The 19948-nt window shown below is 71.2% G+C and carries 18 protein-coding genes; 7 read left to right on the forward strand and 11 right to left on the reverse strand.

The features are described from left to right. Positions 1–233: 233 nt before the first annotated feature. Both V1460_RS11665 and V1460_RS11670 read right to left on the reverse strand, forming a co-directional pair. Positions 234–1616, reverse strand: a complete 1383-nt coding sequence (locus V1460_RS11665; RefSeq protein WP_338673674.1) for an FAD-dependent oxidoreductase — start codon at positions 1614–1616, stop codon at positions 234–236. A gap of 63 nt (positions 1617–1679) precedes the next feature. Then, positions 1680–2648 (reverse strand): DUF4349 domain-containing protein, encoded by a 969-nt coding sequence (locus V1460_RS11670; protein ID WP_338673675.1) that lies wholly within the window; start codon positions 2646–2648, stop codon positions 1680–1682. A 137-nt stretch (positions 2649–2785) separates the two neighbouring features. On the opposite strand from V1460_RS11670, the gene hemG reads away from it, so the two are divergent. Beyond that, a complete protein-coding gene (hemG, locus tag V1460_RS11675) occupies positions 2786–4264 on the forward strand; it encodes a protoporphyrinogen oxidase (protein WP_338673676.1) in 1479 nt (492 codons plus the stop codon). A 4-nt stretch (positions 4265–4268) separates the two neighbouring features. Further along, positions 4269–4982: a hydrogen peroxide-dependent heme synthase gene (gene hemQ, locus V1460_RS11680; protein ID WP_338673677.1), complete on the forward strand. Its 714-nt coding sequence runs from the start codon at positions 4269–4271 to the stop codon at positions 4980–4982. Positions 4983–5083: 101 nt separating this feature from the next. Here the strand turns inward: hemQ and V1460_RS11685 are convergent, their stop codons facing one another. From V1460_RS11685 to V1460_RS11705, 5 genes are all read right to left on the reverse strand, one after another. Then, positions 5084–6763 carry an alpha/beta hydrolase gene (locus tag V1460_RS11685; protein ID WP_338673678.1) on the reverse strand — a complete coding sequence of 560 codons (1680 nt, stop codon included), beginning with the start codon at positions 6761–6763 and terminating at the stop codon, positions 5084–5086. Between the two features lie 164 nt (positions 6764–6927). After that, on the reverse strand, positions 6928–7959 hold the full coding sequence (locus V1460_RS11690; RefSeq protein WP_338673679.1) for a TIGR04222 domain-containing membrane protein: 1032 nt from the start codon (positions 7957–7959) through the stop codon (positions 6928–6930). A 7-nt stretch (positions 7960–7966) separates the two neighbouring features. Next, entirely contained in the window at positions 7967–9313 is a 1347-nt protein-coding gene (locus tag V1460_RS11695; RefSeq protein ID WP_338673680.1) for a DUF692 domain-containing protein, read from the reverse strand. 157 nt (positions 9314–9470) lie between these two features. After that, complete coding sequence (locus tag V1460_RS11700; RefSeq protein ID WP_338678005.1) at positions 9471–10250, reverse strand: DUF4142 domain-containing protein; 780 nt, start codon at positions 10248–10250, stop codon at positions 9471–9473. A 107-nt stretch (positions 10251–10357) separates the two neighbouring features. Continuing rightward, positions 10358–11068, reverse strand: coding sequence for a peptidyl-tRNA hydrolase (locus V1460_RS11705; protein ID WP_338678006.1), 711 nt, complete (start codon positions 11066–11068; stop codon positions 10358–10360). A gap of 255 nt (positions 11069–11323) precedes the next feature. Between V1460_RS11705 and V1460_RS11710 the strand changes: the two genes are divergently transcribed. Then, complete coding sequence (locus V1460_RS11710) at positions 11324–12661, forward strand: S1 family peptidase (RefSeq protein ID WP_338673681.1); 1338 nt, start codon at positions 11324–11326, stop codon at positions 12659–12661. An 88-nt stretch (positions 12662–12749) separates the two neighbouring features. Here the strand turns inward: V1460_RS11710 and V1460_RS11715 are convergent, their stop codons facing one another. Both V1460_RS11715 and zapE read right to left on the reverse strand, forming a co-directional pair. Next, a complete protein-coding gene (locus tag V1460_RS11715) occupies positions 12750–13175 on the reverse strand; it encodes an OsmC family peroxiredoxin (protein ID WP_338673682.1) in 426 nt (141 codons plus the stop codon). Positions 13176–13241: 66 nt separating this feature from the next. Continuing rightward, entirely contained in the window at positions 13242–14312 is a 1071-nt protein-coding gene (zapE, locus tag V1460_RS11720) for a cell division protein ZapE (protein WP_338673683.1), read from the reverse strand. A gap of 37 nt (positions 14313–14349) precedes the next feature. Here zapE and V1460_RS11725 point away from each other — a divergent pair, with 37 nt between their 5' ends. The 4 genes from V1460_RS11725 (at position 14350) to msrB (ending at position 17698) form a co-directional block, all read left to right on the forward strand. Continuing rightward, the gene (locus V1460_RS11725; protein ID WP_338673684.1) at positions 14350–15156 is read left to right on the forward strand and encodes a pyrimidine reductase family protein; all 807 of its coding nucleotides are present in this window, start codon (positions 14350–14352) and stop codon (positions 15154–15156) included. A gap of 118 nt (positions 15157–15274) precedes the next feature. Continuing rightward, positions 15275–15745: an indole-3-glycerol phosphate synthase gene (locus V1460_RS11730; RefSeq protein WP_338673685.1), complete on the forward strand. Its 471-nt coding sequence runs from the start codon at positions 15275–15277 to the stop codon at positions 15743–15745. Between the two features lie 50 nt (positions 15746–15795). Further along, on the forward strand, positions 15796–17250 hold the full coding sequence (murC, locus tag V1460_RS11735) for a UDP-N-acetylmuramate--L-alanine ligase (RefSeq protein WP_338673686.1): 1455 nt from the start codon (positions 15796–15798) through the stop codon (positions 17248–17250). A gap of 34 nt (positions 17251–17284) precedes the next feature. Next, positions 17285–17698: a peptide-methionine (R)-S-oxide reductase MsrB gene (gene msrB, locus V1460_RS11740; RefSeq protein ID WP_338673687.1), complete on the forward strand. Its 414-nt coding sequence runs from the start codon at positions 17285–17287 to the stop codon at positions 17696–17698. Here the strand turns inward: msrB and V1460_RS11745 are convergent. Both V1460_RS11745 and V1460_RS11750 read right to left on the reverse strand, forming a co-directional pair. Then, positions 17620–17976, reverse strand: coding sequence for a hypothetical protein (locus V1460_RS11745; protein ID WP_338678387.1), 357 nt, complete (start codon positions 17974–17976; stop codon positions 17620–17622). The two genes, msrB and V1460_RS11745, sit on opposite strands and share 79 nt — an antisense overlap. 213 nt (positions 17977–18189) lie before the next feature. Then, positions 18190–19881 carry an alpha/beta hydrolase gene (locus tag V1460_RS11750; protein WP_338673688.1) on the reverse strand — a complete coding sequence of 564 codons (1692 nt, stop codon included), beginning with the start codon at positions 19879–19881 and terminating at the stop codon, positions 18190–18192. Positions 19882–19948 lie beyond the last annotated feature (67 nt).

The raw sequence follows: 19948 nt of genomic DNA on the forward strand, positions 1-19948 counted from the left end.
CTGCTGGTCGGGCTGCTCACCGCCGGCATGCTGGTGCTCGCCTACCTGGTGCACCGCCTGGTGGAGAAGCCGTTGTCGGGCCTGCTGAAGCACCGGCTGAACCGCGCGGTCGCCGAGTCCGGACGGTACCGCGAGGACGACTCGCGACCGACCCTGCGCCGACAGGACTCCGGAGGCCCGCCCGACTCCCCGGTGCGGGAGGGGTCGGGCGGGCCGTCCGTGTCCGTCCGTGGTCAGTACCCGGCGTCCCGGACCGCCGCCACCGCTTTCCGCGCTGCGACCAGGACCGGGTCCCAGACGGGTGAGAACGGCGGGGCATAGCCGAGGTCGAGGGATGTCATCCGCTCCACCGTCATCCCTGCCGTGAGGGCGACCGCAGCGACGTCCACCCGCTTGGCCGCGCCCTCGCGGCCGACGATCTGCACCCCGAGCAGCCGACCCGTGCCGCGCTCGGCGAGCATTTTGACCGTCATCGGAGCCGCACCCGGGTAGTAGCCCGCGCGGCTGGTCGACTCGACCGTCACCGCCACATGGCGCAGCCCCACCTCGCGGGCGTCCTTCTCACGCAGCCCGGTGCGGGCGATCTCCAGATCGCAGACCTTGCTGACGGCCGTGCCCACCACCCCCGGGAACGTGGCGTAGCCTCCGCCGACACCCGCGCCGATGATCTGGCCGTGCTTGTTGGCGTGCGTACCGAGCGGGACATGTCGTTCCCGGCCCGAGACCAGGTCCAGCACCTCGACGCAGTCGCCGCCCGCCCAGACGTGCTCATGGCCGCGTACCCGCATCGCCAGATCGGTGAGCAGCCCCCCGTGCGCCCCGAGCGGCAGCTCCGCCGCCCGTGCGAGCGTCGTCTCTGGCTCCACCCCGATGCCCAGCACGACGACGTCGGCCGGGTATTCGGCGTCGTCGGTGGCGACCGCGCGCGCCCGGCCGTCAGGACCGGTGAGGACCGCGGTGACGGGGGAGTCGTTGACCGTGGTGATGCCGAGGCCGTCCATGGCCTCGTGCACCAACCGGCCCATGTCGGGGTCGAGGGTGGCCATGGGCTGTTCGCCGCGGTTGACGACCGTCACCTCGTAGCCGTGCTTGAGCAGCGCCTCTGCCATCTCGACGCCGATGTATCCGGCACCTATCACCACGGCCCGCCGCCCCGCCGACCGGGACAGCGTGTCCAGCAGCGCCTGGCCGTCTTCCAGGGTCTGCACACCATGCACCCCGGGCGCGGTGATTCCGGGCAGCGAGGGGCGTACCGGGCGGGCGCCGGTCGCGATGACGAGCTTGTCGAAGTCCGACCACGACTCGGCGCCCGACTCCAGGTCACGGGACCTGACACGGCCACCGCCGTGCCGCTCGACATCGAGCTCCACCACTTCGGTGCGCATCCGCAGATCGATCCCGCGCGTCCGGTGTTCGCCGGGGGTGCGCGCGATCAGTTCGTCCCGTCCGGGCACATCGCCGCCGACCCAGTACGGAATGCCGCAGGCGGAGTACGAGGCGAAGCGGGACCGCTCGAAGGCGACGATCTCCAGCTCCGACGGTTCCCTGAGCCTGCGGGCCTGAGACGCGGCGGACATGCCCGCCGCGTCGCCGCCGATGACCACCAGTCGTTCCATGACGGAACACGCTACGGGCGGCGGGCCCGTTCAGTCCCCCTCGGCATGCTCGGGTCCCCGGGGCTACTCCGGCTGCTCCGACTTCCCGGGGTAGAGCGGGTACTGGGGCCCGGCGGGCGCGTCAGCGGCCGCGGTTCCGGGGCGGCGGCGCAGCCGAAGCGGCCGGACCAGCAGGCGCCACAGGGCGTAGAGCACGGCGGCGACGGCCGCGAACGGGACCACGGCGCCGAGGACGAGACCGATCCAGCGCACCGTTGCCGCCAGCGCGTCCCAGCCGCCCTTCAGAGCATCCAGGAAACCCGGATCGTCCTCGACCGCGGGCTTCGCGTCATACGCTTCGGACAGCGACAGCGTGATCGTCGCCATCGACGTGCGGTCCTTCAGTGACGCCTGCTGGGCCAGCAGGGACTCCAGTTCGGACTGACGCCTGCTCAGCTCCCCCTCCAGCGTCACCACATCGGCCAGCTTCTCCGCCCGGTCCATCAGGGCCCGCACCCGGGCGACGCTCGCCCGCTGGGTGGCGATCCGGCTCTCCACGTCCACCACCTGGTCGGTGACGTCCTCCGCGTCCGCCTTGCGCGAGAGCAGCTTTCCCGAGCCTTCGAGGTCGGTGAGCAGCGAGGCGTAGCGGTCCTGGGGGACGCGCAGCACGATGCGCGAGGCCACACGGGTGTCGTCGACGCGCTCGGTGGTCTCGTCCGCGACGTGGCCGCCCGCGGTCTCCACGGTGGTTCGGACCCGGGCCAGGGCCTTGGTGGCGTCCTTCACCTCCACCGACAGCTCGGCCGTGCGGATGATGTGCGTCCCCGCCGCGGGCTTCTTCGCCGTCCCGTCCCGCTGCGCTCCCGGGGCGGGCGACGCGGCGGCGTACCCGGATTCGGCCGCGGGCCCGCGGCCGGGTGCCGCATCGGCCGCGCCATGCCTCGCCGCCGACTTCGCGTCCCCGGACGAGCCGTCGGACGCACTGCAGCCCGCGAGCGCGAGTGAGGCGGTCAGCAGCGCCGCCGCGACCGTATGACGCCGTACACGCATGTCGTCCCCCAAGGTGGTGGTGGTTGCTGACAGTTCGACGTGCCGGGCGGGGGAGCGGGTTGCCGTTCCACGGTCCCGAAGCGGTCACGGTCAGGACTCGTTGCGGTCCCCGGCGCGTCGTTTGAGAGAGTGGGCACATGAGTGGGCACACGAACGCCGACAGGGATGCGCGGACGAGGACGGCCACCGCGGCCGGGCAGCCGGGCCGTGTCGTCGTCATCGGCGGCGGTATCGCCGGGCTCGCCGCCGCCCACCGGCTGCTGTCCGCGGGGTTCCGGGTGACCCTGCTGGAGGAGACCGGCAGGCTGGGCGGCAAACTCCTGGCAGGTGAGATCGCCGGAGCGCCCGTCGACCTCGGCGCCGAGTCCATGCTCGCCCGCCGGCCGGAGGCCGTGGACCTCGCCAGAGCGGTGGGCGTCGGCGAGCGCCTCCAGGCACCGGCCACGGCCACCGCGTCCGTTTGGACCCGCGGCGCACTGCGCCCGATGCCCAAGGGCCATGTGATGGGGGTACCGGGCGATGCCGATGCCTTGGCCGGACTGCTCTCCCCCGATGGCCTCGCCCGGATCGAGCGGGAACGCGAGCTGCCCCCCGCCGACCTCGGCGACGACGTGGCCATCGGTGCTTTCGTCGCCCAGCGCCTCGGCCGCGAAGTGGTCGACCGGCTGGTCGAGCCGCTGCTCGGTGGGGTGTACGCGGGCGACGCGTACCGGATCTCCATGCGCGCCGCCGTGCCCCAGCTCTTCGAAGCCGTCCGGGAAGCGGACGGCTCGCTCCAGGACGCCGTCCGGGCGGTCCAGCGCAGTGCCGCCCGGCGGCAGGAGACAGGCCCCGTCTTCATGGGCATCGACGGAGGTGTAGGCACCCTTCCGCTCGCCGTCGCCGACGCCGTACGGGCCCAGGGCGGCGAGATCCGCACCGGCGCCCGGGTGGTCGGTCTCAGCCGCACCCCTGAGTACTGGCTGGTCCGCACCGACGAGTGGCGGCTCGTGGCCGACGCGGTGGTGCTCGCCACGCCCGCCGGACCCGCGTCCGCGTTGCTCGCCGCGGAGTCCCCGGCGGCCGCCGCAGAACTGGCCGGCGTCGAGTACGCCTCGATGGCGCTGATCACCCTGGCCTTCCGGCGCTCCGACCTGGCCGGACAGCTCCCGGAAGGCTCGGGCTTCCTCGTACCGCCCGTCGACGGCCGCACGATCAAGGCTTCCACCTTCTCGGCCCGGAAGTGGAGCTGGGTGGCGGACGGCGCCCCCGACCTGTTCCTGCTGCGCACCTCCGTGGGCCGCTACGGGGAAGAGGAGCAGCTGCACCGCGAGGACTCCGAACTCGTGGATGTCTCCCTGGCGGATCTCCACGAGGCCATCGGACTCACCGCCCGGCCGGTGGCGACCCGGGTCACCCGCTGGACCGGGGGCCTTCCGCAGTATCCGGTCGGCCATCTGAGCAGGGTCGCCCGGGTCAGGGACGCGGTGGCGAAGCTCCCCGGGCTGCGGGTCTGCGGCGCGGCGTACGACGGTGTGGGCATCCCCGCCTGCGTCGGCAGCGGCCGGCGAGCGGCGGAAGAGATCATCGCCACGGCACCCCTGGTGCGGGGCACTGTCCGGGACGGGCGAGAATAGGCTTATGAGTGCGCCCGAAAAGATCCCGAACGCCGGTAAGAAGGCGAAGGACCTCAACGAGGTCATCCGCTACACCCTGTGGTCAGTCTTCCGGCTGCGCGACGTGCTGCCCGATGACAGGGTCGGATACGCCGACGAGGTCCAGGAGCTGTTCGACCAGCTCGCCGCCAAGGACGTCACCGTTCGCGGGACATACGACGTGTCCGGACTACGCGCCGACGCGGACCTGATGATCTGGTGGCACGCGGAGACCGCGGACCAGCTCCAGGAGGCCTACAACCTCTTCCGCCGCACCCGCCTCGGCCGTGCTCTGGAGCCGGTGTGGTCGAACATGGCCCTGCACCGTCCCGCCGAGTTCAACAAGTCGCACATCCCGGCGTTCCTCGCCGACGAGACGCCGCGCAACTATGTCTCGGTGTACCCGTTCGTGCGCTCGTACGACTGGTACCTGCTGCCGGACGAGGACCGCCGCCGGATGCTCGCGGACCACGGCAAGATGGCCCGCGGCTACCCGGACGTGCGCGCCAACACGGTCGCCTCGTTCTCGCTCGGCGACTACGAGTGGCTCCTCGCCTTCGAGGCCGACGAGTTGTACCGCATCGTCGACCTGATGCGCCATCTGCGTGCCTCCGAGGCACGGATGCACGTCCGCGAAGAGGTCCCCTTCTACACCGGGCGGCGCAAGAGCGTGGCGGAGCTGGTGGCCGGGCTGGCCTGAGCTCCGCCCCGTGACCCGGGCGTTCCCGTGGTAGCCGGGGCGCCCCGACGACCTGGGGTGAGCCGTTCCGCCGGGCGGCCCACCCCCATTGACCCGGAAGATCAGACAGCGGGCGGCAGAGCGCGGGTACGCTCACGCTCCACCGCGCGCTGCTCCAAAGACACCGGGTCCGGCTGCGGGTGCGGCGCGCATGAAGCGCGCCGCACCGGCGTCCCGGCCTCCACCGGTGTTCTGCCCGTCAGCAGATACGCGTCCACATGCCCGTTGACGCAGGTGTTCGTGCCGCCGACGATGCCGTGCGAACCGGCGTCCCGCTCCGTGACCAGCACCGAACCGCCGATCCTCCGGTGCATCTCCAGGGCACCCGGGTACGGCGTCGCCGCGTCCCGCTCGGCCGCGAGGATCAACAGCGACGGGAGGACCCCCGGCGCCATGCGCAGATCCAGCGGCTGCTGCCGCGGCGCGGGCCAGTAGGCACACGGCAGGTTCATCCACACGTTGGCCCAGGTCTCGAACGGAGCCCGGCGTGCCAGCGCGGTGTTGTCGCGGTCCCACACCTTCCAGTCCGTGGGCCATGGCGCGTCGTTGCACTCTACGGCCGTGTAGACGGCGTTGCCGTTCTCCTCCTCCGCGGCGTCCGCCGGATCCGGCGTGGCCACGGCGATGAGGTCGTTCGAGTCGCCCTTCAGGTACTTGGCGAGGGCGGCGGCCCGGCGCGGCCAGTAGTCGTCGAAGTACGCGGCCCGCAGGAACGCAGAACGCAGTTGCTCGGGCCCCACCTTGCCCCCGGCCGGTTCAAGCGCGACCCGGGCGCGGGCGAGTTCGTAGCTGTGCTGGACCTCGGCCGCGGTGCTGCCCAGGCCGTAGACGGCGTCATGCCGGGCCACCCAGGCGCGGAAGTCCGCCCAGCGGCTCTCGAAAGCCAGCGACTGCTCCAGGTTGTTGCGGTACCAGATCTTGTCCGGCGACGGATCGACCACCGAGTCCAGCACCATGCGCCGTACGCGTCCGGGGAAGAGCACGGCGTACAGCGCCCCCAGGTACGTCCCGTACGAGGACCCGACGAAGGTCAGTTTCTCCTCGCCCAGCGCCGCCCGCAGCACTTCCAAGTCGCGTGCGTTGTTCAGCGAGTTGAGATGCCGGAGATCCGACCCTCCGCTGCGGGCGCAACCGCGGGCATACGCCTTCGCGCGGGCGATCCGCTCCCGCTTGTACGACTCCGACGGCGTGGTCGGGGCCTGAGTGGGTGCCTTGGTGAAGTCGGCCGGGTCCTGGCAGGACAACGGTGCGGACCGTCCCACGCCGCGCGGGGCGTAGCCGACCAGATCATATGCCTGAGCGATCCGCTTCCACTCCGGCCACTGGGACGCCTTGGGGAAGTACATGGCGGAACCGCCGGGGCCGCCCGGGTTGTAGACGAGCGAGCCCTGGCGGGCGGTGGCGGGTCCGCCGGCCCTGGCCCGGCTCACGGTGAGCGGGATCTGACGGCCCAGCGGTCTCGCGTAGTCGACCGGTACGTCGACCGTGCCGCACTCGACATACACGGGGAGCCGCTCGACGGCGGGACAGGGACCGAAGGGGATCCCCGCGGCCTGGGCCCGGGTGGCGGCGGTGAGCACGCCGGCGTCCTCAACAGGGTTGCCAGCCTTGGCCGTCCCGCCCGCCAGGCCTGCTCCGGTCGCTCCGGTCACGCCGGGGAGGGTGGCGCCACCGGCCGGTGCGGTGAGGAGGGCCGAAAGGACCAGCGAGCCGACCGCTCCGCGCCACACTCGTACGCTCATCGTGTTTCCCTTCGTACCGCCGTGGAACGAAGGGAAACCGGAGGGGAGCGGCTTGTAAAGCACCGCTGTCAGGTGTCGGCGTCAATGACCCCGATGCGCCAGTTCCCGGGTCGCCGGTCCGCCGGGTGCCATGACGACCTGTCAACCGCCGCCCCTCCACTGCCTCAACTCGAGCTGCTGCCTCCGCAACTCGAAGCACTACTGCTTCCGCAGCTGGAGCTGCTGCCTCCGCAACTCGAACCACCACCACCCCCACAGCTCGAACCACCACCGGACGAGCCCCCGCACCCACCGCTGCAACCACCGCTTCCGCCGCAGGAGCTGCCATTCGCGCCGCCGCAGCCGCCGCCGCCCGAGCCGCCCCCGTCAGGAGACGAGGCGCACCACACGATGTCCTCCATGAGCAGCGTGGACCCCACGCCGACCTCCACGGGGGACCGCCTGCTCCGCCCCAGCCGTGCGGCCGTCGTCAACTGGCTCTGGAGCACCGGGTCCGCAATCGCGCGCAGTCCGTTCAACGCGATCAGATGGGCCGTGTCCCCGGCGCCCGCGTGGGCCCGCCGGTACTCGTACACGGCCCGTCTGCCCGCAGATGTCACCTTGCGGTTCGCCTTGGCCGCGCAGATGGCCCCGACCAGGAAGCCCCCGAAGATCGCGGGCAGCACCGCCACGAGGAATGGAAAGGATCCCGCATGCCCCTCGAAGGCCGTGTACTGGAGCACCATCAGCACGATCCCGGCGGGGAACAGGAGGAAGGCGCAACCCGTCTGGATTCCGGCATGGCGCCGCAGCGGGCGCATTGCACGGGGATCCGCCATCAGACCGCGGGCGGCGAGGCCGTCGCCGATCGCCTGCACGGCGGAGCCGCGCATCACGGCCAGTCGCAGGTGGTGCAGTGCCCCGTTGGGTGCCGCCGCGACCTCCCGGAGTACCGCCTGCTCCACCGGGTGGTACGCCACGGCCTGCCGTACGGCGATGATCCCGGGCCCGCCGATGGCGATCCGTCCGTCGGTCGCCATGGTGGTCAGCGCCGTATCGACCACACGGGCGGGCCCGCCGTTGAGGAAGGCCACCTCCATCACGTCGTACACGGGCCCGGCCGGTCCGCGGCCACGGGCCCTGGTGAACCCCCTGATCAGCAGTACTGATGAGACGGCCATGGCGGTGTCCACCAGCAGCGCGAGGAAAGTCAGCATCCGGGAGTCACCTCCTGACGAGGGCGGCACGGGCCGCCCGTACGATCCGGGTCGTGCGGCGAGGCGGCCGGGTGCCGGCCCGGTCCTGCCACCAGTACGTGAGCTGCCGCCGGGCGGCCGGGTCCTGCGGGTTCCCTGCGATCAGCAGGTGCTCGGCGAAGTCCAGCGCGTCGCGGTGGTATCCGCCCGTCATGGGCCTGCTACGGGCGTAGGCGAGGAACGCGGCCCGGTAGCCGCTGCCGAGGATCTGCCGGAGTTCGGGAGCCACCTTGGCCACCACGTCGGACCGCTTGGCGGCGAGGGCTCGGCTCTGCACCCGCAGCCGCGGCGCGTCGAATCCCTCCGGCGCGGGCGTACCGGCGACCAGCGCGGAGAGCAGGGCCGCCTGCGCCAGCGCGAGTCGCGTACGCGCCGCGTCGTCCGTGGCTTTGGGAGCGGGATCGGGACCAGGCGCCGGGGCGGCGGCGTGCAGGGTCCCGGCGCCCTCCTTCGGCCGTGTGCCGCCTGCCGGGGCCGCTACCGCGGCGGACTCCAGGGTCTGCCTGATCGCCGTCAGTTCGGCGGCCAGTTCGTCGGGCGGCGGGAAGCCGTCGTCCCGTTCGAGCAGCACTCCCGGCGGGTCGGTACGGCGGCGCAGCTCCGCGAGGATGTCCAGGACCGGGCGGGGCACCGGATGGGCGTGGCTGTCGTGCCAGACACCGTCGCGCTCGACGCCCCCCGCGACATGGACGTACGCGACGGCCTCGACGGGCAGCTCGTCGAGCGCTGCCAGCGGGTCCTCGCCGCGGTTGACGTGGTTGGTGTGCAGATTGGCGACATCGATCAGCAGTCGTACGCCTGTGCGCTCCACCAGCTCGGCGAGGAACTGGCCTTCCGTCAGCTCTTCGCCGGGCCAGGAGAACAGCGCGGCGATGTTCTCCAGGGCGAGCGGTACGGGGAGCGAGTCCTGGGCGATGCGCACGTTCTCGCAGAGCACCGCAAGGGCGTCCCTGGTGCGGGGTACGGGCAGCAGATGCCCGGCCTCCAGGCCGGGAGAGGCGATGAGAGGGCCTCCGGCACGGACGAACGCGATGTGCTCGGTCACCAGCGGGGAGCCGAGTGCCTCGGCACGCTCGGCCAGTGACGCGAGACGCGTGGGGTCCGGGCGTTGGGCGCCGCCGAGGCCCAGTGCGACACCGTGCGGGACCACCGCGACGCCGCGCTTCCGCAGACGCACGAGAGAGTCCGGCAAATGGCCGGGGCAGACGTTCTCCGCCACGACCTCGACCCAGTCGAGCCCCGGCAACCGCTCCACGGTGTCCGCGATCTCGGGGCGCCAGCCGATGCCGGTGCCGAGCCTTTCGATCCTCTTCATGGTTCCCCCTCCGCTGCGTGTGCAGGGGTCATGGCCCGGCGGGACCGAGCCGAACCCAGAGGAGGAGACGTTCAGAGGTTGATTTGAGGTTCCGGACGCGTGAAGGCGTCCGGAACCTCGGCTTCAGCGGAGCGACGCACCGCGGGGACGTGTCCCGCTACTGCTGGGTGCCCGGCGCGGGCCGGTTGGTGTTGACCGCGGTCGGCGCTCCCGGCTGCGTGGACGGCTTCGATGTGGCCTCACCGGGGTTCGAGGGGGTGGCCGGGGCGGGAGCGGGCGGCAGGTTGCCGTCCGGGGGCGGCGGGCCGGTCGGGCTGGCGGTGGCACCGGCCGCTGCCTCGTTGGCGATCGCGTCGAAGTCCACCTTGCCGGTGGCCTCCAGCATGGTGATGTGGTCCAGCACGGTCTGGTTGGCGTCGCTCGCGAGCTGCCTGATCAGCGTGTTGCGGGTGGTGTGGCGGACCATGGCGATCGCGGAGAAGACCTTGCCGTGCGCGTTGCGCAGCAGGTTCGCGAACTTGTACTCGTACTCCTGCCCGCTTGCCGCGGACAGTTCCCGCAGCCAGCCCTGCTGCTGCTCGTTGGGCTGGTTCGGCAGCTCGACGCCGAGCTTTGCCGCCACGTCGCGGGCACGCTCGTCGAGATCGGTGTGGCCGACGACGAGGTGGTCCCCCGCCTCCTTGATCGCTTCGCTGGGGGCGCGTTCGATCGCCTGCTGGCCGGCCGGCAGCTCCCAGAGTCCGGCCAGTCGCACCTTCACCAGCAAGTCGCGGTCGGTCGCGGTCAGCGGCCCCCACTGGGTCGCCACGGACGACGCGTTCAGATTGGCCTGGCCTGTGCCGGACCGGTCCGCGTAGGACCAGACGGGGAACGCGAGCGCGCCCACCGTGGCGACCAGGGCCGCGATGATGAGTGCTGTCCCGTTGATGCGCCGCAGCAAGTGTTCCTCCCCAGCGGTTGTGCGTGTCTGCGTATGGCAGTACCGGTGGGTACGCAGCGGGGGCGCTGTTTGTTCAAACGGATCTTGCGGGATATCACAAGCTCTCAGGCGAACTGCGGATGGCTCGCCACCACGGTGATCGAGCCGGGCGCGATCTCCGTGAAACCCGCGTCCCGTACGGTCGGCAGACCGCTCGTCGTGAGTCCGGCCCACTGCTCGGGACGCGCGGTGCGTACGTACAGCGGGAAGCCTGCCGCGCGCCACGTGGTCTGCTCGGACTCGCGCATGTCCCACCACAGCAGCTGGGCCCCGTGACCCACCTGGGCCATCTCCTTGCCGGTCGACATGCCCAGCGCGGGGTTGAGCCAGATCACAGCCGCGCCGGGGCGCTCGGTGTGAGTCTCCGCTACCTCGGGGTCCTCCAGTTCGGTGCCGGAGACCTGGAGCTTCACCAGCTCCCGTGGCCAGCCGTCCAGTGGCACCGGCGGGAACACCCGCACCTCCGCTTGCTCGCCCGTCACCGTGATTCCTGGTAGTGCCGACGCCTTGCGCCACTCGGTGCCGCGCGCCCGCCGCACCACCTTGCGGATGCGGGCGTCCTGCCAGTCGCGCATCGACTGCGCCCACTCGCCGTCGCCCAGCGACCGCTCGTCGCTGAGCATCACGAGCACCGCGCGCGCCGCGGTCTCCAGCGCGTCGGTCCGGGACGGCGGAGCGGTCTTCTCGATCCGGGCCACCAGGGGAAGGACGAACTGCGGGGCTTCGTCGCGGGCGGTCGGCTCGTGACGGAAGGGGCTGCCGGGGGAGCTGCTGATGTTCACCTGTCCAAGTCTGCCAGCCGCGCGAGGCGACGAACCTTACCGAAATATCGGTCGGTATCGATCAGCGACGGATGACTCGTGATCATCCAGTCGATGTCCGGAACGATATTCCGTGACGCACCGTCAAAAACATTTTCTCGGCGCTTTGCTGAACGGAACCGCTGCCTCCGTCCGTATTCAGGGCCGGACGCGTCCCCGGGTCGTCCCCACTGAGCGACCCAGTCCGCAACACCCCCAGGAGGCGAAGAGTTGAGTCACAGGCGAATACCCAAGCGGAAGGCCATTCTCGCTGGAGCCGGGGCGGTGGGCATCGCCGCAGCGGCCATACTGCTGCCGAACGCCAACGCTTCGCAGTCCGGCGAGGGGGATCCGTCGGAAGCACCCAGAAAGCTGAGCGCCGCATCCGCTTCGGAGCTGCTCCGGCAACTCGGCGGGCAGCTCGGTGATTCCTACGGCGGTGCCTACTACGACGCGGGCAAGCAGCAGCTCGTCGTCAATGTCGTCGGCGACGACGCGGAGTCGAACAGCCGGGTCGAGAAGGCCGGCGCGGTCGCCAGGAGTGTGCGCAACAGCGTCACGTCGCTGAAGGCGGCCACCGAGTCGCTGTCCGACAAGGCCGCCGTGCCGGGTACGGCGTGGTCCATCGACCCCCGCACCAACCAGATCCTCGTGACCGCCGACCGCACGGTGACCGGAGCACGCTGGGACAAGCTGGAGACGGCCGTCGACTCGCTCGGTGACGGCATGGCTCGGATCAGGAAGTCCTCCGGTGAGTTCAAGGCCTTCGTCGAGGGCGGCGATGCCATCTTCGGCGGGGGCTCCCGCTGCTCGCTCGGCTTCAACGTCACCACCCAGGACGGTCAGCCGGGCTTCCTCACCGCCGGGCACTGCGGTGTGGCGGCCGAGCAGTGGTCCGATCAGCAGGGCGGCGCCCCCATCGGCACGGTCCAGGAGGCCGTATTCCCCGGCGAGGGCGACTTCGCGCTCGTCACCTACGACGACCCGAACACACAGGCGGCCAGTTCGGTCGACCTCGGCGACGGCCGGCAGGTCGAGATCAACCAGGCCGCCGAGGCGGCCGTGGGCCAGGAGGTCTTCCGGATGGGCAGCACCACGGGCCTGAGCGACGGGCAGGTCACCGGTCTGAACGCGACCGTGAACTACCCGGAGGGCACCGTCACCGGGCTCATCCAGACCAATGTCTGTGCGGAGCCCGGTGACAGCGGTGGCGCGATGTTCACCAGGGAGGGTGACGCGATCGGACTCACCTCGGGCGGCAGCGGTGACTGTACCCAGGGTGGTGAGACCTTCTTCCAGCCGGTGACCACGGCGCTCGCCGCGGTCGGTGCCCAGATCGGCGCGGGTGACGCGGGTGCCGAGAACGGCGGCATCGGCGACGGTGGTGCGGCGGACGCCGGGGCGGGTGACGCGGGTGCCGAGAACGGCGGCATCGGCGACGGCGGTGCGGGTGACGCGGGTGCCGAGAACGGCGGCATCGGCGACGGCGGTGACGGCGGTGCGTTCAATGGCGGCGCCGCCGGCGACGGAGGGGCCGGCGACGGCGGCGCGGTGCAGCAGCACGGCTGAGGCGCGGCTGAGGAAGGGGGAGGGGCGGCCCCGGGCACACACAGTGCCCGGGGCCGCCCCTCCGTCCGTCTGCGGGTGAACGCGGCCGCTACGCCAGCTTGGCGCTCAGGGTGATGGTCGTGCCGGTCAGGGCCTGGCTCACCGGGCAGTTCTTCTTGGCGTCCTCGGCCGCGGCCTGGAACGCTGCCTCGTCGATGCCCGGCACCTCGCCGGTGACCGACAGGTGGATTCCGGTGATGCCCTCGCCGGGCTGGAAGGTGACCTCGGCCTTGGTCTCCAGGCGGGTGGGCGGGGTGCCCGCGCCGGTGAGACCGTGCGAGAGGGCCATGGAGTAGCAGCTCGAATGGGCGCCGGCGATCAGCTCCTCGGGGCTGGTCTTGCCGTTCGCCTGCTCGGCGCGCGACGGCCAAGAGACCGGGAAGTCGCCGATGCCGGACGAGTCGAAGGTGACGACGCCCGAGCCCTTGAGCAACTCGCCTTCCCAGACGGTGTGAGCCTGACGCGTGGTGGCCATGATGGATCCCTTCTCCAGCCAGTGAATCGGTCCAACTGGCTTCAACCTACTGGAACCCGCGGGCGTCTACCGGCCGACAAGCCCCTTCGCGTCCCTGGCCAGCGCGGTGAGCCGCGAGATGGCCCGGAAGTACTTCTTCCGGTACCCACCCTTCAGCATCTCGTCACTGAACAGCCGGTCGAACGGCAGCCCTGATGCAAGCACGGGCACCTCGCGGTCGTACAACCGGTCGGCGAGCACGACGAGCCGCAACGCGGTCGACTGGTCCGGCACCGGCCGCACATCGGTGAGGCAGACGGCACGCACTCCGTCCGTGAGCGCTCCGTAACGGCTCGGATGGACCCGTGCCAGATGGTCGAGCAGCTCGGGGAAGGCGTCGAGCGACGCGCCGCCGGTGGCGTGTGCCGTCCTGGTGACCTGCTCGTCGGTGAACGGCGGCGGGGCCTCGGGCAGCCCGCGGTGGCGGTAGTCCTCGCCGTCGATACGCAACGGCCTGAAGTGTGCCGACAGTCCCTGGATCTCCCGCAGGAAGTCGACAGCCGCGAACCGGCCCTCCCCGAGCTTTCCCGGGAGTGTGTTGGAGGTGGCGGCGAGCGCGACACCCGCGTCCACCAGCTTGCCGAGCAAGGTCGACACCAGCACGGTGTCGCCCGGGTCGTCCAGCTCGAACTCGTCGATGCACAGCAGGCGATGCCCGCCGAGGGTGCTCACCGTCTGCCGGAAGCCGAGCGCGCCGACCAGATTGGTCAGCTCGACGAAGGTGCCGAAGGCCTTGAGGGACGGCTCGGCCGGTGTGGCGTGCCACAGCGAGGCCAGCAGATGGGTCTTGCCGACTCCGTAGCCGCCGTCCAGATAGACCCCGCGCGGTGCCGCCTGAGCGACGGGCTTCTTCGCGAACCAGCGCCGCCGGCCCGACCCGGTGGCGTGCGCGCCGCCCAGGCCCGTGGCGAACGCGCTCAGCACCGAGACAGCCTCGCTCTGGCTGGGCTGATCGGAGTCGGGTACGTAGGTGTCGAAGCGGACCGCGTCGAAACGCGGCGGCGGGACCATCTCCGCGACCAGTCGGTCGGCGGGTACATGGGGCTCACGCGCGCACAGGGAGAGCGGGGCCGCTTCGGTTATGGGACTGGTCGACACAGCTCACCACTCTACGGGCCGTGCCAGACTGCACGTCATGCGACGTCTGTTCCCTGTGACCGACCCGACCGCCGGGTCCGCCGGGTCCGCCGGCCCGGCCGACCGTGAGTGGAGCCTCGACGAGCTCGCGGAGGCTTATGCCTACCCGGGCGTTGGCTCCCGCGGTGACGGTACGGAGGGCGTGTGGCTGCGCGGCAACATGGTCGCTTCCCTGGACGGTGCGGCCCAGCACGAGGGGCGCTCGCAGCCGCTCTCCTCCGCGATGGACATGCGGATCTTCGGCACCCTGCGGGCGCTGGCGGACGCGGTGATCGTCGGAGCGGAAACGGTACGTCAGGAGGGCTACCGCCCGGCCAGGGCCCGGGAGGCCTTCGCGCAGCGCAGAGCGGCGGCCGGGCAGGGGCCCGCCCCTGCCGTGGCCGTGGTCAGCGCCGGCCTCGATCTGGACTTCAGCCTGCCCTTGTACGCCTCCCCTCAGGTGCCGACCCTGGTGCTGACCGGGGCCACGGCGCCGCCCGACCGGATGGACGCCGCCCGCGCGGCGGGCGTGGACGTGGTGGTCGCCGGTGACGGCACCGGCGTCGACCCCGCCCGCGCCGTCCGGGCCCTGGCCGACCGAGGGCTGCGGCGGCTGCTCACCGAAGGCGGTCCGCGGCTGCTGGGCCAGTTCATCGCGTCCGATGTGCTGGACGAACTGTGCCTGACCGTGTCCCCGACGCTGACCGCTGGGGACGCCCAGCGGATCGCGGGCGGGCCGTCGGTGGCGGTGCCGCGGCGCTTCGGGCTGGCATCGCTGCTGGAAGAGGACGGGTTCCTCTTCACCAGCTACCGCAGGATCGGATAGACCGGACAGGTAGCGGGCGTTTTTCGTTCCGGTTTGCCCCGGGCGGGCACTATTACTCACGGACCCCGTGCGAACACGGGGAAGGATGGTTTCCGCAGAACGCAGAAGGGCGCCTGAAGTGTTCACCAGCGTATTGATGATCGAGAAGCCACTCACGTCCGTGGACGTGGACTTCGTCACCACCCTGCACGCGGACGAGCCCGTCTCGTTCATCGTGCTCATGCAGCCGCGAGGCGACCAGGCGGACTTCCTGCTGCGTGCCATCGACGATGTCGCCATGGGCGAACTCAAGGACGCGGTCAGAGAAGGGGACGAACCCGAGGGCAAGGAGGCGAGAAAGCCCGCGGAGATCGCCCTGGAGCACTCGCTCGCGGCACTGCGGGCGGCCGGGAGCGAGGCGGTCGGCCAGGTGGTCGAGGACCATCCGCTGGACGCGCTGAAGACCATCGTGGACGAATCCGGCGCCGACGAGGTGATCGTGCTGACCGCACCGCACTACGTGGAGGAGTTCTTCCACCGGGACTGGGCGTCCCGGGCCCGTCACAAGGTCGGTGTACCGGTGCTCAAGCTCTTCGCCCACAGCGAATAGGCTGGGCATTCGTACGGCACCCGCTCTGATCGCACTCTGGAGACACACAGATGGCACCCGGCATCCCCCGCGCCATGCAACGGCCGCACTTCATCGGCGTCGGCGGCGCCGGAATGTCCGGGATCGCCAAGATCCTCGCTCAGCGCGGTGCGAAGGTCGCAGGCAGTGATGCCAAGGAGTCGGCCACGGCCGACGCCCTGCGCGCGCTCGGGGTGACCGTGCACATCGGGCACGCTGCGGAGCACCTCGCCGACGACGCCTCCTGCGTGGTCGTCTCCAGCGCCATCCGTGCCGACAATCCCGAGCTGGCCCGAGCCGCCGAACTCGGCGTTCCCGTCGTGCACCGCTCCGACGCGCTCGCCTCGCTGATGCACGGTACCCGCACGATCGCCGTGGCCGGTACGCACGGCAAGACCACCACGACCTCCATGCTGGCGGTCGCCCTGAGCGAGCTGGGCCTCGACCCCTCGTACGCGATCGGCGGAGATCTCGCCGGGCCCGGAACCAACGCCCGGCACGGCGAGGGCGAGCTCTTCGCCGCCGAGGCCGACGAGAGTGACCGAAGCTTCCAGAAGTACGACCCCGAGGTCGCGATCGTGCTCAACGTCGAGCTCGACCACCACGCCAACTACGCATCCATGGACGAGATCCACGAGTCCTTCGAGGCGTTCGTCGCCAAGATCCCGCGGAACGGCACCCTGGTCGTGGGCGAGCACTCCGGCGCCCGGGAGCTGGCCGCCCGGGTCGCGACCCGCGAGGAACTGACGATCGTGCGGGTCGGTGAGGACGAGGCGGCCGATGTGCGGATCCTCGCGATCCGGCCGAAGGGTATGACCAGCGAGGTCACCGTCGCCCTGGCCGAAGGCGTCGTGACGGGTGCCGACACGGACAAGGCGACGGGTGTGGGCGCGGGCGGCGCCGGTGGTGGCGAGATCACCTTCACCGTCTCCGTCCCGGGCCGCCACTACGCCCACAACGCCGCCGCCGCCCTCGCCGCCGGCGTCCGGATGGGCATCGCCCCCGTCGACCTGGCCACCGCCCTCACCGCGTACACCGGCGTGGGCCGCCGTCTCCAGCTCAAGGGCGAATCGGCCGGTGTGCAGGTCATCGACTCGTACGCGCACCACCCGACCGAGATGACCGCCGACCTGGAGGCCATGCGAGCCGCCGCCGGCGACCGCAGGCTGCTCGTGGTCTTCCAACCCCATCTCTTCTCCCGCACACAGGAACTCGGCGTCGAGATGGGCCAAGCCCTCGCCCTCGCCGACGCATCCCTGGTCCTGGACATCTATCCGGCCCGTGAGGACCCGATCCCGGGTGTCACCAGCGCCCTGATCACCGACGCCGCGACCGCCGCGGGTGCCCGTGTGACCCCCGCGCCCGACAAGGCGGCTGTTCCCGGCCTCGTCGCGGGAATGGCGGCGCCCGGTGATCTCGTTCTCACGATGGGCGCGGGCGACGTGACGGACCTCGGTCCACTGATCCTGGCCCAGTTGTCCGAGTGAGTCCGTCCAGGACCCGAGACGAGGGAGAACGAGCATGGCGTACGACGTCGAGAAGCCGGACGAGCAGTGGCGTGCGGAGCTGAGCCCGGCGGAGTACGCGGTGCTCCGGGAGGCCGGTACCGAGCCCGCCTTCCGCGGTGAGTACACGAACACCAAGACCAAGGGCGTCTACTCCTGCCGGGCATGCGGCGCCGAGCTCTTCACCTCCGGTACCAAGTTCGAGTCGCACTGCGGCTGGCCGTCCTTCTACGACCCGAAGTACTCGGACGCGGTGGAGCTCATCGAGGACCGCTCCCACGGCATGGTCCGCACCGAAGTGCGTTGTGCACGCTGCGGTTCGCACCTCGGGCATGTCTTCGAGGGCGAGGGCTACCCGACCCCCACGGACCAGCGGTACTGCATCAACTCCATCTCGCTGCGGCTGGAGCCGGACGAGAGCGGAAGCTGACCCAGGTGCCGTCCTGCCGAGGGCATGATCCGCGAGGTGTGGTCGGAGGCCCACGCGTCCTGGGCGGCGACGTCACCACCGCTGTTGGCGACGAACCGGAACCACGGCAGGTGCAGTAGGCACGCGACGGCCGATGTGACGACCACCGGGTCCCGCAGCAGCCGCCAGGAGCCGGCGAGCGTGTTCCCGGCCGACGGCGCACCCGGGGCCGTGGACTCGGCGGACGGCGCGCCGCCGCCTGCCAGGGCACCGGCCGTCGACGGGCGGTCTGGTTCCACGGTGGTCGATGCCGGTCCTCCCCTTTGCCCGGCCTCGTGTTCCAGGCGCGGTCGGCCGCTGTCGCCGCTCGGGGACACCAGTGTTGTGACCGTGTGGGGACAGCGGCTCAAGACGTCCGGCACGGCACGTCGCTGCGCTGTCGAATCACCCGAGTACACCCGGTACGGCCGGGGCTGACCCCATGCACCGGACGCCGCGGGCTTCCCGGCAACCTATCCGGTCGCGGCACCGGCACGCGAGGGAACCCGGTCGCCCTTCGCCAGCCCACCGCCGCCCGTGTCGAGACCGCCCTCGGGCTCGATCGGATTCACGGGAGCAAAGGGGGGAATGTCCTGGGTGCAGGCGGTCCCGGCCGGGGGCAGGGTGCCGTCGATGAGATAGCGGCTCTCGTACTCGTCCGCACAGAGGCTGACATTCGTGAGTGCGGAGTGCCCGTACCCCTTGATGGTGAGCAGATGGGCGTTGGCCAGCTCCCGTGTCATGGCCACGGCACCCTGGTGCGGAGTGACCGGATCGAAGGTGGAGTTGACCACCAGGAGCGGCGCTGTCGGCCGGTTCCACGGGCCCCGGTACGGGTCGGCGGCCGATGCCGGCCAGACGGCGCAGGCCGAAGTGGACCAGGGGATGAGGCGTCCGAGGTCGCCGGCGCGGCGGTAGCCGAAGTCGGCGAGTGACGGATAGCGCAGTGGGTCACGGGGGTTGGGGCTCTCCGAGCAGCGAATCGCCTCGATCTGCTCGAAACCGGGGTACGGCACCGGGGCGGGCGGGGAAGGAGGTTCGTCCGGGGTGCGCCCTTGCCAGAGATCCTCGAGGACTTCCGCGAGCTCGGTCCACGACGGGTCGACGGTGTAGAGGTGCTCGAACGTGGTGCCGACGGTGACGGCGTAGGTCCATCCCTCCTGCTCGACCCCCTCGCTCTCGGGTCGCCGTTCGAGCCGCCGCAGCAGCTGCTCGTACTTGGCCCGGGTCGCGCTGGGACTGCCCGCCGAGAACGCGCAGTGCTCGGTGTCCGTCCGCCCGCACAGGTCCAGGAACTGCCGCAGGGTCGCGGCGGCGCCCAGGTCGGCGTCCGTGCGCTGGAACATGGTCAGCGGCGGTTCGATCTTCGTGCCGTGGTCGAACCAGGCCTCGGGATCGATGTTGGCGTCCAGGACCATGGCGCGGACCCGCCCGGGGAAGAGATTGGCGTAGGTCGCACCCAGGAGCGTTCCGTAGGACACCCCGAAGTAGCTGAGCCGCTGTTCGCCCACGGCCTCCCGCAACCGGTCGAGATCGCGGGCCGTGTCGGCGGTGGAGACATGCCGCAACAGCTCGGGGTCGCGCTTCTCGCAGCGCCTGGCCAGATCGGTGTACCCGTCGAACCAGACCTCGCGCTCCTGTGCGCCGACCGGGAATCCGCCCGCGTTCCGCGCCGCCCACTCGTAGGCCTCCTGCGGGGAGTCGAAGCACCTCACGGCCGTGCTCGATCCGACTCCGCGCGGATCCCAGCTGACGATGTCGAAGCGCCGGCGTATTTCCTCGGGGAAGAGCTCGTAGGACAGCGGCAGATCCTCCGTCCCCGAGCTGCCGGGGCCGCCGGGGTTGTAGAAGAGGGTGCCGACGCGGTGCCCGGGGTCGGTCGCCTTCCGCTTGATGACGGCCAGTTCGATCGCCCGCCCGCCCGGAGCCCGGTGGTCGAGCGGTACGGAGGCGGCGGCGCACTCGAAGCCGGGTGCTCCGGGGCAGGGTTTCCAGTCCAGGGAGGGACCGTTCACGGGAGGGGGGACCGGTCCTCCGGCCAGGGAGTGCTCGGGTGGGGTGTGCGTCGGGGCGAACGCCCCGGAATGCATCGCCGTGCAGAGCACCGCCGCGAGGGTGACCACGGCACAACGCCCGCGGCCGGATATCGCTCCGGGTATGTGCATGCGTCGATCCCATGGCACGTCTGACGGACCCGCAACCGTCCTGCCGCCAAATGGCGGCAGGACGCGA

It is taken from the genome of Streptomyces sp. SCSIO 30461 (assembly GCF_037023745.1).
GTDB lineage: Bacteria > Actinomycetota > Actinomycetes > Streptomycetales > Streptomycetaceae > Streptomyces.

Excerpts from the sequence above, each read along its gene's own strand:
- V1460_RS11695 (WP_338673680.1), bottom strand. The coding sequence starts at position 9,313 with ATGAAGAGGATCGAAAGGCTCGGCACCGGCATCGGCTGGCGCCCCGAG.
- msrB (WP_338673687.1), top strand. The coding sequence starts at position 17,285 with ATGGCGTACGACGTCGAGAAGCCGGACGAGCAGTGGCGTGCGGAGCTG.
- V1460_RS11665 (WP_338673674.1), bottom strand. The coding sequence starts at position 1,616 with ATGGAACGACTGGTGGTCATCGGCGGCGACGCGGCGGGCATGTCCGCC.
- V1460_RS11725 (WP_338673684.1), top strand. The coding sequence starts at position 14,350 with ATGCGACGTCTGTTCCCTGTGACCGACCCGACCGCCGGGTCCGCCGGG.
- V1460_RS11670 (WP_338673675.1), bottom strand. The coding sequence starts at position 2,648 with ATGCGTGTACGGCGTCATACGGTCGCGGCGGCGCTGCTGACCGCCTCA.
- murC (WP_338673686.1), top strand. The coding sequence starts at position 15,796 with ATGGCACCCGGCATCCCCCGCGCCATGCAACGGCCGCACTTCATCGGC.
- V1460_RS11715 (WP_338673682.1), bottom strand. The coding sequence starts at position 13,175 with ATGGCCACCACGCGTCAGGCTCACACCGTCTGGGAAGGCGAGTTGCTC.
- V1460_RS11685 (WP_338673678.1), bottom strand. The coding sequence starts at position 6,763 with ATGAGCGTACGAGTGTGGCGCGGAGCGGTCGGCTCGCTGGTCCTTTCG.
- hemG (WP_338673676.1), top strand. The coding sequence starts at position 2,786 with ATGAGTGGGCACACGAACGCCGACAGGGATGCGCGGACGAGGACGGCC.
- V1460_RS11690 (WP_338673679.1), bottom strand. The coding sequence starts at position 7,959 with ATGCTGACTTTCCTCGCGCTGCTGGTGGACACCGCCATGGCCGTCTCA.
- hemQ (WP_338673677.1), top strand. The coding sequence starts at position 4,269 with ATGAGTGCGCCCGAAAAGATCCCGAACGCCGGTAAGAAGGCGAAGGAC.
- V1460_RS11750 (WP_338673688.1), bottom strand. The coding sequence starts at position 19,881 with ATGCACATACCCGGAGCGATATCCGGCCGCGGGCGTTGTGCCGTGGTC.